This is a genomic window from Eubacteriaceae bacterium ES3 (assembly GCA_030586155.1).
Lineage (GTDB): Bacteria > Bacillota > Clostridia > Eubacteriales > Eubacteriaceae > Acetobacterium.
Genome location: CP130741.1, coordinates 1742295 through 1754733, shown reverse-complemented (window position 1 = coordinate 1754733; position 12439 = coordinate 1742295). Strand labels below are relative to the sequence as shown.

The window sequence follows — 12439 nt, the reverse complement described above, 5'->3', positions numbered from 1 at the left end:
TCCTGATCTCTTTAAATCATAGTGTATCCGCCATCAACTGCAATGGTCTGACCAATTATAAAGTCACTGCTTGCAGAAGACAGGAAAGAAATGACCCCAAAAAGGTCTTCTTCATGCCCCAATCGACCAGCAGGAGTATTTTTAATATGTTCAGTCAGAGCATATTTAGGAAAATTTGATTTGGCCATATCTGTTTCAATCACGCCTGGAGCAATAGCATTGACCTGAATATTGAGACGTGCAGCTTCTCTTGCAAGTGCTTTGGTAAAAGCAATTACACCGCCTTTTGCAGCGGAATAATGGGTAAAACCAAGTCCACCAACTCGACCGGCAATTGAGGCCACATTAATAATTTTACCCTGTTTTTGTTTTTCCATAACTTTATAGACCTCATGAGTAGCTAAAAAGGTCCCATTTAAATCAATATCGATAACAGATTTCCAGTCATCATAGGTCATGGCTGAAAATGTTTTTACTGGAAATACACCGGCATTATTAATCAACACATCGATTTTCCCATATTTTTCCATAACAACAGATACCATATTTGCAACAGCTTCTTCAGAAGAAATATCGCATTGAACAGCAATAGAATCTGTGGGAAGAGCATCAGCAGCCGCTTGAGCAGTCTCAATATTACGACCAATAATAACGATATTAGCGCCTTCTTCGGCTAGATATTTACCAATTGAAAAACCAATACCGCGTGAAGATCCGGTGATGATGATAACTTTATTATCGTGGATTTTTTCCATGTCAGTCCTCAATCTCGCCAATAATCTGACCAACTAAAACACGATCACCTTCTTGTGACAGGAGATTTGTTAATGTTCCATCTGCGGGTGCTTCAATATAAATAGAAATTTTATCGGTCGCTGCTTCAGCAATATTATCGCCTTTTGTGACAGTTGCTCCTTTTTCTACAAGCCATTGTCTTAAATTGATTTCTTCAGCGCCTTCGGCAAATTCTGGTACAACAATCTCATATTTCATTTCAGTCTCCTTAAAAATTATATAATTTTTTTAAATTAATTTCTACTGATTCAGTTGCAAACATCATATTAAATTCTTCAATGAAAGCAATTTTAAGTGTTTCGAGTGTAGGAACATAAACACCTGCTGCTTCAAAAGAAGTAACATCCTTGTCGGTTATGCCACAGGGTATTATGGTTCTAAAGTGTTCGAGATTAGGGCAAAGATTAATTGACACACCATGAAAGGTAATTCCGTGAGATATTGCTATTCCCAGGGCTGCTATTTTCCTTTCTGAATTGCTGATAGATTCATTGATCCATACTCCGCTTTTCCCTTTAATACGAAACCCTTCTAGTTGATAACTTGATAAAACATTAATGACAACCTGCTCAAGAAGCCTGACAAATTGGTGGGCCCCATTTATGTATTTTTCAAGATGAATAATCGGTGAAACAACTAATTGTCCAGGGCCATGATAAGAGATATCTCCTCCACGACTGACCTCAGTTATTTTAATACCCATTTGTTTTAGTTCGTTCTGAGTTTTTAAAAGGTTTTCTGGGTGTGTTCCTCTACCGAGTGTAATAATTGGAAAATTTTCCTGAAATAACAGAGTATCTTCCATTTTGTTTTCTTTGACTTTTTTAAAAATAGTTTCCTGAATTGCAAATGCTTCATGATAGTCAATAAGTCCCAAATCCAAACAGTTAAGTGTATTTTTCAAGAGTTTTCCTCCAGATGATAAAATTTCATTTTTCGATATAGAGTACTCCTTGAAATGCCAAGATATTCGGCAGCTTTAGTTTTTTGCGGATGTAATTCAAGGGCTTTCTTTATAGTTTTTAATTCCAGATCCCTTAGGTCAATAGATGACTCTGAAAGATTGCTTTTAATTTCTTTTGCTGGCGAACTATGATTGGGGTCTGTAAAAAAATCTGTGATGAAGAATTCATCTATCCGGTTGTTTTCAGTAAAATTGACTGCTCTTTCAATTGCATTTTTAAATTGTCGAACATTTCCTGGCCAGTCATAGTTTTCAAGTAATGTCAAAGTTGAAGGGTGGAGGGGAACAATTTGCTTTTGATATTCGTCATTAATTTCATTCAAAATGTAATTTGCCAAAACTTGTATGTCATTTTTTCGATTGCGCAGTGGAGGAATATTAATCTGCAGGACATTCAGACGATAATACAAATCTTGTCTAAAACGCCCGTTTTGAGCTTCATAAGCCAGGTTTTTATTCGTCGCTGCAATGACTCTAACATCGATTGGAATGTCTTTAGACCCTCCAATTCTTTGGATTATTCGTTCCTGCAAAACGCGTAGCAGTACAGTTTGGACATGGAGGGGCATCTCACCGATTTCATCAAGAAAAATAGTACCACCCTTGGCTAATTCAAATTTACCGATTTTTCCGTGCTTGCTGGCACCGGTAAAAGCACCTTCTTCATAGCCAAATAAAACACTTTCGATAAGACTCTCAGGAGTACCTGCACAATTAACTGCGATAAATGGTTTATCAGATTGATGGGCATTATGGATAGCCTGTGCAAACATTTCCTTGCCAGTTCCACTTTCACCTTGCAGCAAAACTGTTGTATTACCTTTAGCTGCGATCTGTGCTAAATGAACAGAACGCATTAACTCCGAGCTGACACCAATAATATCGTTAAAAGTAAAACGCGTACCTTTTCGGCAATGTTTTTCCTTTTTTGAATGATGCAGATCTTTTAAAGTAGCAACGGCACCTGCCACCTGACCATTTTCATGAAGAATCAATTTTCGATTGACTAAACAATTAATCTTATTACTTTTGGTAATAATATGCTTTTCACTCTCCATGGGTAAGGGTTTGCCTTTGCCATCAAGAATCGTTTCACCTTCCATAATGTCAAGTATGTTCTTACCAAAAGAGTCAAAGGTTGTAGTTTTAAGTATTTTTGCACCATTAGAATTGATACCGATGATTTTTCCATTTACATCGACAGCAACAACTCCGTCAGAAATTGAATCAATGAGGGTGCTTAAATAATGATTTGTCAGCTCAATTTGACGATTGGAAGCAGCGATGCAGAGTTCTCTGCTAATTGCTTTTGTAACAGCAACGACCATGCCTAAGGTATGGGGATAAGTTAATTCCTTTGGACCAGTCATGTCCAAAACACCAATAAGTATATCATTTTCGTCAAAAATTGGCGATGCAGAGCAAGTTAAATCATGATAACACTGGTAATAATGTTCAGCACCGATGACCTGAATCGGTTGTTTTAAATCGATGGCTAACCCTGTAGCGTTTGTCCCAGCCTGGTCTTCATTCCAGATACTGCCACGAACCAAATTCTTGTTAAAGGCTTCATCAAGTATGCTTTCGTCACAAATCATTTCCAAAATGACTCCTTCTGGATCCGTCAGGGTTGTTGAAAAGCCCGATTTGTTTACAAATTCCTGTAACTCGACCATAAAAGGTGTGCTGGTCTGTAAAAGCGTTTGATTTTTTTTCAGTCTTTTTTTAAAATTCTCCTCACTGACAGAGGGTGTACGATTGAGTGTTCGGGGATTCAATCTTTTATTATGACATCTAATCCAGGAATCAAGAATAGGTTTTCGCAAGTTTGAACCAATCACTCCATTTTCAACAAAGTTCAACCAATCTTTTTCAATTTCGTCAAAGTCTGAATGAATTTTCAAAGCGTTCACGCTCCTTTTATTGTAGTGTTCATCCAGACAAAATAATCGCTAGTATTTGATACGTGCCGAATATTACGACACGTATCAAATATATATTGGGTTTTAGGATTATTTACTGGCAGCCAGTTTTTGAAGATCCCCATTAAGCTGAGCAAAGATATAAACTGGCGCACAACCTGGATAATATGTTACTGATTTTGCCATGGCAGCGCCTTCACGCACCTTATCTGCTGACGGGAAAAGTTCCCAGCAGTCGCCACAAATAAAAATATGTTTATCCTGACAGATAGAAGGATCTAAATCAGGCACACCGCCAGCGATAACAACGATTTCACCATTCTTATCAAGGAATGTTTTCATATCGATTCCGCTGATAGCGAACGAATCCAAGGCTCCACGGACATTGACAAAACAACCTGGACAAGTCTGTTGCATCACACAGGTTAACCCGGCGTACATTCCAATCGGATCACCACCTGGTCGTTTGAAATGTTTCATAACAGATTCAATAGAATTACCAACTACTTCAATTTTATCCAGATCAAGTTCGCCCTGACCTTCAGTTCCGGCACAGCGCACAGCTGGTATTTCCATAGGTTCAAAGCCCATAATTGAACAAGCAACCGAGTCGACAGCAACGGTGTCAGTTCCGGCAACAATCAAGTTCATTTCGATTGGAGTTCCCGCATGAGGTCCCTGACCTTCCATACCGATTACGGAATCTACTATGGTTAAGTCCGCTTTTCGAATGCGGTAAAGGTCAGCCATTTTTTGTCCAAGATCGATTCGATGAGCTCCCTGTTGTTGATCATTAGGATGACAGTTAGGAATAATACCATTCCAGTTTTTAAGTCCTAATGTAACCGTACCGGCTAAATGCACTTTCATTTTTGGAAGGTTAATAACAACATCTGCATCCATAAATGGTTTAAAAACAGTTGCGTGTTTAAAGAGCTTCGCACCTTCAATATCTACAGGAACAACATCATGTTCGTCGAAGTATACTACTTCATCAGCACCGCCAAGATAAGCAGCTTCTTCCATTTTTGATTCTTTAAAAGCAGGTTTTGCACGCCCAACATGCATTCCAAGGGAAGGGTTATCACCGACTAATACTTTTGCTGCTTTAGAATTTTCTTTGACATAAGAAACAACAGCTTCAATGGTTCTTGGATCTACTACTGCATGGCTTTCTGCAGGGGCTTGAAAAGCAAGATTAGGTTTAATAAGAACCGTCTGACCTTCTTTAATAATTGTGTCGAGAGAGCCAATGGATAATTCGACGGCTTGAGCAACAGCAGCTTTGATTTTCTTTACATCTTCTTCAATACGAACAAACTTTCCTCCCATAAATGAGGCATTGCCTTCCGGCTGTTCCACTTTTGCAATCGCAACTTTTGGTTTACTCATGATATTCTCCTTCTAAACATTTAATTTGTTCAAATGCTGAACATAAAAATATTTATCGCAAGAATGATGCCAAGTAATTTATTTGTTTAAAGTGGAAAAAAGGTGGTATTATGTTTATGAAATCTGTCCCATGTCTCATTTAGAGACACTATAAGTGTGTCTAAATGAGACAGATGTGAAACATATCATTTATATTCATACCCAGATTTATCCTATTAATTTATTTTTTCTATCTGTTAAATAAAATTAATGTTTGATATAATCTGGGCATAAAGACTTGGAAGGGAGAATACTATGCAAAAGGTTTTAGTTTTAAATGGAAGCCACAAGCAATATAAAAGTTACACAATGAAAGTAACTGAGGCGTTCATTTCAGGGCTGACACATAACAATGAAGAATTTGAAACGGACATTATCAATTTGCGTGAGCATAAGATCTTACCCTGTATCAGCTGTTTTCATTGTTGGACTAACACACCTGGTGAATGTGTTCAAGAAGATGATATGAAAGAGTTGCTTGAAAAATATCTGGAAGCGGATCTGATTATTTGGTCAACTCCACTTTATCATTATGGTATTTCAAGTATCATGAAAAACTTTTTAGAACGAACTTTACCACTGCTGCTGCCATTTATTGACCCTGAGGGGGGGGATGTTTATGGGCATCCTTATCGCGATCAGGAGAAAATGAAGTCAAAAAGACATATGCTTATCAGCACTTGTGGCTTACCAACGCAAAATAATAATTATGAAGGTGTTTTTGCCCAATTTGATAATCTTTTCGGTAAAGATAAATGGGAAAAAATTATCTGTGTTGAAGGTGAATTGTTTGGAGTTTCACAGCTCGATGTTCACACGGCACCTTATCTTGAGCTGGTCAGGTTAGCTGGTGAAAAATATCGTGAATTGAATACAATTCCAGATGAACTGAAAAAAGGACTTGAAAAACCATTTGTTGAAATACCTACTTATCTAAAAACTGCGAATTTAAAGTGGGGAATAGATGACACCCGTTTCAAGGAATCAGATGGTGGATTATTAGGATGGGAAGTTTTTAAGCGAATCGAAGGCGCTTTTAATCCCAGGGTTCGACCAGGCTTAAAAGCAGTTTTGGAAATTGAATTGACTGATGTGAAAGAGTGTTATCAGCTTATAATAAAGAACAACCATTGCAGCTTAGTTGTTAATGATTTACAAAAGGCAACGACAATGGTAAAAACGCAACTAACAACACTTGAACGTATAGTAGACGGAAGTTTTGATTTAGGACAGGCAATCATTGATAAGCGATTTCTAGTTAATGGAAATTTTTCAATTATTAATGCTATGATGGATGGGTTATTTGGGAATCTTGTCTTTCACGTTGAAAAAAGTAAAAAAATGATTCCAATCTCTTTTAAGAATACGCCATACTGGTTTATTCTAACCCTGATTCCCTGGCTTTTCTGTCAAATGATTGTAGATACAAATCCAATTGTAGCAGTCGTTCTTGCTTTGATGATGAGCGGTTTTTTATGCGCAATAAAAAAAGGCCAGGAACTAGTGTTCTTTGATAAAATCACGCTTCTATATTTCTCGTTGCTGGCAATAGTAACAATTCCTGAACAGTTAATGATCAATCAATCGATTATTGGAGCTTTAACTTATTTTGTGCTGATGGTAATTTTTCTGGTATCAATATTTAAAACTGTTCCTCTCACAGCTGACTACACACATTTTCTAGTTGGTAGAAATGCACTTAAAGACGTACTTTTCATTCGAACTAATCGATTGATTAGTTTTGTCTGGGCAATTGTGTGTTTGGTTCAGGGAATAGCAGCTGCATTAATGTCAAATATGTTTTTATCTAATTTTGCAACAATGATACCATTAGTTCTCTGGATTCCGGCAGTTTTATTTTCACTCTGGTTTGTGAAATGGTATCCTGCTAATCTGGCTAAAGCCAGTTAATTTCAGAAAGAAAAAATTAAAGGACTCTGCTTTATAATAAATAAAAACAAGGAGGAAGATTATGTTAACTAGTATTGGCGAAGATTTAAAAAAAATATTTTTGGCAGGTGTAGGAGCAGTTGCAGCTACGGCGGAAAAATCACAAGAACTCATTGATGAGCTAGTGGAAAAGGGCGAGTTAACGGTGGAGCAGGGCAAAGTTTTAAATGAAGAATTAAAGCATAATATCAAAGAAACAATTAAGAAAAATGTAACTGTCAAAGTGGAAAAAGATGGTGAACCCCTTTCAGCCCAGGATATTATGGATGACATAGAAAACATGAGTCCTGAAGATTTAGAGGCGATTAAAGAAAAAATTGAAACAGTAAAAATGAAAGCAGAAGAAGAAAACACAGACGAATAAAGAAAAGGTGATTGATGAGTACTGCAAACTATTCTGATCTATCAACAGAAAAATCAAATACTAATTCGAAAAGACTAAGAAAGATTATTTCTATTCTTGTCAATCATGAAATCACACAAGGGTTGACCCCAGAAAAACTTAGAGCTATTATCGAGGATCTGGGGCCAACCTTTATTAAAGTTGGCCAGATGATGTCCATGCGCAGGGATATTCTTTCTAATGACTACTGCGAAGAACTCCAGAAACTTCGTTCGCAAGTAAAACCAATGGAATATGAAGTGGTCATCGCCACCATTGAAGAAGAGTATAAGGCACTAATTGAAACCGTTTTTAGAAAAATTAATCCTGAACCTTTGGGGTCAGCTTCAATAGCTCAGGTTCACGAAGCTGAACTGCTTGATGGCTCAAAGGTAGTTGTAAAGGTTCAACGTCCTGGAATCTACAGGATGATGGAACAGGATGTTGCCCTGCTGCATCGTGCAACAAAAATATTAAACTTTGCGAGCATTAGTAATGTGGTAGATTTTAAAGTAATTGTCGACGAAATGTGGAATACAGCCCAACAGGAAATGGATTTTCTGATTGAAGCTAAAAACGCCCATGAATTTAGGGATTTACAGGAAGAAATTAAGTATATTGATTGCCCTATAGTTTATGACCAGTACACAACATCAAAGGTTTTGGTAATGGAATCAATTGAAGGAATCGAAATTGATGACCACCTGGCCTTAATTGAGGCGGGTTATGATTTAGAAGAAATTGGTCTGAAGTTAGCTGATAATTACATCAAACAGGTCATTGATGATGGCTTTTTTCACGCCGATCCTCATCCTGGAAATATTTTTATTCGAAATGGACAAATTGTATGGATCGATTTGGGGATGATGGGTCGACTCACTAAACGTGAGATGAATTTATTTAAAAGAAGTGTGAAGTCAGTTGCCTCTGGTGATGTGGAAGCCCTGGAAAATGTAATTTTATCATTAGGTATCCATAAAGGACGACAGATTAATCACTCTCGGCTGTATGAAGGAATTGACCGAATGCTGGAAGATTATGGAACTGATGACATTAGTAATATCAATATGGGTAAATTTCTTGAAGAGATTCTAAAAATTGCCGGTGAAAACCATATCGGGATGCCACGCGGTATTAGTATGCTCAGTCGTGGAATTATGACACTTGAAGGACTTATTGCTGATTTGTCACCCCAGAAAAATATTGTCAGTATCATGAGTGGACATATGGCCGGACTGACAATGGCTGAGTTTGATTTGCAACAGTTTCTAATGAGAAACGGTAAAAAAATATTAACTTCTGGTGGAAAGGCCATTAACGTTCCTGGACAGATTTCTGATCTGCTAAAATTATTCAATAAGGGTCAGGTAAAAATTAATTTGGAATTAATGGGATCTGAAGAACCACTTCACGAAATTGACCGAATGGTTAATAAGATTGTTATCTGCATAATTAGTGCTGCGCTCTTAATCGGTTCAAGTTTTATTGCCACAACAGATATGAATCCAAAATTTTTGGGAATTCCAGTGTTGGGTACTATTGGATATTTAAGTGCAATTCTATTAAGTAGCTGGTTAATGATTTCGATACTAAGGAAGTGGCGGCATCGTTAGAAGTCCGACAAATTTTTTATGTTTAAAGACGTATCCGATAAAATGGATGGGTCTTTTTTTTTTGAGAAGAATTTTTTTAAGATGTACTTGACAGAGACAATAAAAAGTATTATTGTATTAGATATGTAATACAATAATACAACTATGGAGGCAAAGATGAAATGGAACATCGATTCTGATCGTCCAATTTACAAACAATTGATTGAACAAATCGAATTTAGGATTGTGTCAGGCCTTTACAAGCCCGGAGATAAATTACTGTCTGTTCGGGAATTGGCAATGGAAGCGGGAGTAAATCCTAATACCATGCAAAAAGCATTGGCAGAGCTTGAGAGAGCTGGACTTGTATACAGCAAGCGAACAAGTGGACGATTTATTACGGAGGAAGTAGAAGTGATTGAAGAAATCAAGATATCAATGGCGAAAGAAGAAATTGAAAGATTTTTTTCTAAAATGAAGTTACTTGGCTACGCCAAAGAAGAGATTATTTCTCTGATCGATTCGGATGAAGAAAGAGGCAGACAGAATGAAGACCATACTCAAAGCAACAGAACTCTCTAAAAATTTCGGTAAAAAAGAAGCGCTTAAAAGCATCAATCTGGAAATCCCAATGGGTAAAATCGTCGGGCTACTCGGTCCAAATGGGAGCGGTAAAACAACCTTCATTAAACTGGCAACCGGGCTGCTGGTACCAAATTCAGGTGAATTAACAGTTGATGGAGAACTTCCAGGCGTTGAAACCAAGAAAAAAGTGTCCTACCTTCCAGAAAGAACCTATTTAAACAGCTGGATGAAAATCAGCGATATTTTAAATTTTTTCGAAGACTTCTATTCGGATTTCAATCGAATAAAAGCGCAAAATATGATGATGGATCTTGGAATAAATAGCAATGAGCGCTTAAAAACATTATCCAAAGGTAATAAAGAAAAAGTTCAACTGATTCTTGTTATGAGTCGAGACGCTGAACTTTATCTACTTGACGAACCAATAGGTGGAGTAGATCCTGCTGCCAGAGATTATATTCTTAATACCATTATTACAAATTACCAGGAAAATGCTTCCGTGATTATTTCTACTCATCTGATTGCCGACATTGAGAGAGTGCTTGATGAGATCATATTCATATCTAATGGTGAATTAGCCTTGTCGGCGACGGTTGATGAAATCCGTGAAGAACATCATCAATCGGTTGATGAATTATTTAGAGAGGTGTTTAAATGCTAGGTAAATTACTAAAACATGAACTTAAAGCAACAGGACGAACATTTTTGCCTATCTATGCTGCATTAATTATATTAACGATATTAAATAAGCTGGTTATAACTTTAGGTATACCAAATTTTTATGAAGAAACAACGGTTAGTAATCCGTTTTTAGAAATGATTTTTGTAATTACTATGTTTTTATATGTCTCAATCGTAGTGGCTCTAAGTGTAATGACACTGGTGGTCATTGTTCAAAGATTTTATAAAAATCTTTTTTCTGATGAAGGCTATCTGATGTTTACACTTCCTGTTAAAGTAAACGAGCATATCCTGTCAAAGTTACTTATTGCATTGTTATGGACATTCATCTCAACAATTGCTATTATCATTACAATTCTGATTCTTTCCTGGGGATCATTCAGCTGGTTAGATGTTACACAATCTTTCTCATTACTATCAACAGAGATAGAGACACAACTGCACCTAAGTATTGGATTAGTAATCTTTGAGGCAGTATTACTTGTCATTGCTGAAATAGTATCCTCCATTTTAATGATATATGTTTCAATTACAATAGGTCAATTATTCAATCAGCATCGGGTGATTGCTGCCTTTGGTGCCTATATTGTAATTTCAGTAGTTTTACAGATCATCTTTTCCCTAGTAATACTTCTAATACCAATTTTTAATCTAGATTATACATTTATGAGTCTAATTGACCCGACAGAATTAGTTCAATGGGTTTTAAATGGAACAACAGCAGTAAATATTATTCTATCAGCGATTTTTTATTTTGCTACTCAATATATTATCAAAAATAAATTAAATCTCGAATAGCTTGAGCACCTGTGATATGATTTGCTTATCAAAATGCATTTAAAATGAGGAGGCTTTTATGGGGATTGGCATTGATGTAGGAGGAACGGCTATCAAAGCAGGTGTAGTTGATGAAAGAGGATACGTAAAACACAGAATGCATATCGCGACAAATTTAGAAAGCGATTATGAACAGATTTTATCAAACCTCGAAGAGATTATTGTCCAATTATGTAAAAATAGCGCGGAATCCTCAGTTGGGATTGGTGTTCCCGGAATTGTATCGGCTAATGGAGAAATGGTTTTATCTTGCCCTAACCTCGGATGGAAAAATAAAGCACTAAAAAAGGATCTGGAAACTCGGTTGGATTTAAAAGTAAATTTAGTCAATGATGCAAACGCTGCAGCAATGGGAGAATCCTTATATGGTAGTGGCAAAGGAAAAACATCATCAATTTTGTTAACACTTGGTACTGGTATTGGCGGTGGCCTGATTATTAATAATGGGTTAATCGCTGGTAGTCATGGGGTAGGCAGTGAAATAGGACACATTATTGTAGGTGAAAATTTTTATCAATGCGGTTGTGGTAAAAACGGTTGTCTGGAAACATTTTCTTCAGCAACCGCACTGACTAAATATGTAAATATGCGTATTAAAGAAGGTGCAACTTCAGAACTTAAAGAATGTCAAGAACTTGATGCCGAAGTTATTTTTGATGCAGCTAAGAAAAATGATATCCTTGCCTGTGAGGCAACTGAAAGAATGTTTTATTATCTAGGGTTAGTCATTTCAAATTTGATTGATATTATAGATCCGGAAATTTTTATTATTGGTGGAGGACTTTCTGCTGCAGGTGACTTTCTTTTAAAAGGAATCCGTGAAGCGACTTATAAATTTTTAACTTATAAGGAATTAGTCAGGCCTGAAATAGTACTGGCATCGCTAGGAAACGATGCAGGTCTAATTGGAGCCGCCAGTTTATAAAATAGTCGTTGATTTTTTATTTAGACCAGTTATAATTAATAGTGAATATATTTTGAGGAGGTATACTATGGAAAAATTTGAATGTGATGTATGTGGATATGTGTATGATCCTGAATTAGGAGATCCAGATAACGGGATTGCACCAGGTACGGCATTTGCTGATATTCCAGACAGTTGGGAATGTCCGACTTGTGGAGTGGATAAAGACTCGTTCAGTAGTTTATAGTCCTTACTAATAAAACCTTATAAAAAAGGCATCCAATATTAATGCAGACTTATCTGTAATTAATAAGGGTGTCTTTTTTTGTTATACAAAGTTTAATGAATTTTTAACAGTTTTCATTTTAAAATGTGTTAGAATAAAAGATATGTTCT

General features: G+C 36.6%; 13 protein-coding genes. 8 read left to right on the top strand and 5 right to left on the bottom strand.

Annotated elements, in window-relative coordinates:
* Positions 1-11: 11 nt before the first annotated feature.
* The 5 genes from Q5O24_07975 to Q5O24_07955 all read right to left on the bottom strand — a co-directional run bounded on the left by Q5O24_07975 (position 12) and on the right by Q5O24_07955 (position 5073).
* Positions 12-755 (bottom strand): SDR family NAD(P)-dependent oxidoreductase, encoded by a 744-nt coding sequence (locus Q5O24_07975; GenBank protein WKY46328.1) that lies wholly within the window; start codon positions 753-755, stop codon positions 12-14.
* 1 nt (position 756) lies between these two features.
* Positions 757-993, bottom strand: a complete 237-nt coding sequence (locus Q5O24_07970; GenBank protein WKY46327.1) for a lipoyl domain-containing protein — start codon at positions 991-993, stop codon at positions 757-759.
* A gap of 10 nt (positions 994-1003) precedes the next feature.
* Positions 1004-1699 (bottom strand): lipoyl(octanoyl) transferase LipB, encoded by a 696-nt coding sequence (gene lipB, locus Q5O24_07965; protein WKY46326.1) that lies wholly within the window; start codon positions 1697-1699, stop codon positions 1004-1006.
* Positions 1696-3663: a sigma 54-interacting transcriptional regulator gene (locus Q5O24_07960; protein ID WKY46325.1), complete on the bottom strand. Its 1968-nt coding sequence runs from the start codon at positions 3661-3663 to the stop codon at positions 1696-1698. The genes lipB and Q5O24_07960 overlap by 4 nt, the downstream gene beginning before the upstream one ends.
* Before the next feature lie 108 nt (positions 3664-3771).
* Positions 3772-5073 (bottom strand): DUF362 domain-containing protein, encoded by a 1302-nt coding sequence (locus Q5O24_07955; GenBank protein ID WKY46324.1) that lies wholly within the window; start codon positions 5071-5073, stop codon positions 3772-3774.
* Between the two features lie 294 nt (positions 5074-5367).
* Between Q5O24_07955 and Q5O24_07950 the strand changes: the two genes are divergently transcribed.
* From Q5O24_07950 to Q5O24_07915, 8 genes are all read left to right on the top strand, one after another.
* The gene (locus tag Q5O24_07950) at positions 5368-7023 is read left to right on the top strand and encodes a flavodoxin family protein (protein ID WKY46323.1); all 1656 of its coding nucleotides are present in this window, start codon (positions 5368-5370) and stop codon (positions 7021-7023) included.
* A gap of 61 nt (positions 7024-7084) precedes the next feature.
* Positions 7085-7426 carry a phasin family protein gene (locus Q5O24_07945; GenBank protein ID WKY46322.1) on the top strand — a complete coding sequence of 114 codons (342 nt, stop codon included), beginning with the start codon at positions 7085-7087 and terminating at the stop codon, positions 7424-7426.
* Between the two features lie 14 nt (positions 7427-7440).
* Positions 7441-9057, top strand: coding sequence for an AarF/UbiB family protein (locus Q5O24_07940; protein WKY46321.1), 1617 nt, complete (start codon positions 7441-7443; stop codon positions 9055-9057).
* A gap of 156 nt (positions 9058-9213) precedes the next feature.
* Positions 9214-9618, top strand: a complete 405-nt coding sequence (locus Q5O24_07935) for a GntR family transcriptional regulator (protein WKY46320.1) — start codon at positions 9214-9216, stop codon at positions 9616-9618.
* Entirely contained in the window at positions 9584-10282 is a 699-nt protein-coding gene (locus Q5O24_07930; GenBank protein ID WKY46319.1) for an ABC transporter ATP-binding protein, read from the top strand. Before Q5O24_07935 ends, Q5O24_07930 begins: the two co-directional genes overlap by 35 nt.
* Positions 10276-11100: an ABC transporter permease gene (locus tag Q5O24_07925; GenBank protein WKY46318.1), complete on the top strand. Its 825-nt coding sequence runs from the start codon at positions 10276-10278 to the stop codon at positions 11098-11100. Before Q5O24_07930 ends, Q5O24_07925 begins: the two co-directional genes overlap by 7 nt.
* A 58-nt stretch (positions 11101-11158) precedes the next feature.
* Positions 11159-12064 carry an ROK family glucokinase gene (locus Q5O24_07920; GenBank protein WKY46317.1) on the top strand — a complete coding sequence of 302 codons (906 nt, stop codon included), beginning with the start codon at positions 11159-11161 and terminating at the stop codon, positions 12062-12064.
* A gap of 67 nt (positions 12065-12131) precedes the next feature.
* Entirely contained in the window at positions 12132-12290 is a 159-nt protein-coding gene (locus Q5O24_07915; GenBank protein WKY46316.1) for a rubredoxin, read from the top strand.
* Positions 12291-12439 lie beyond the last annotated feature (149 nt).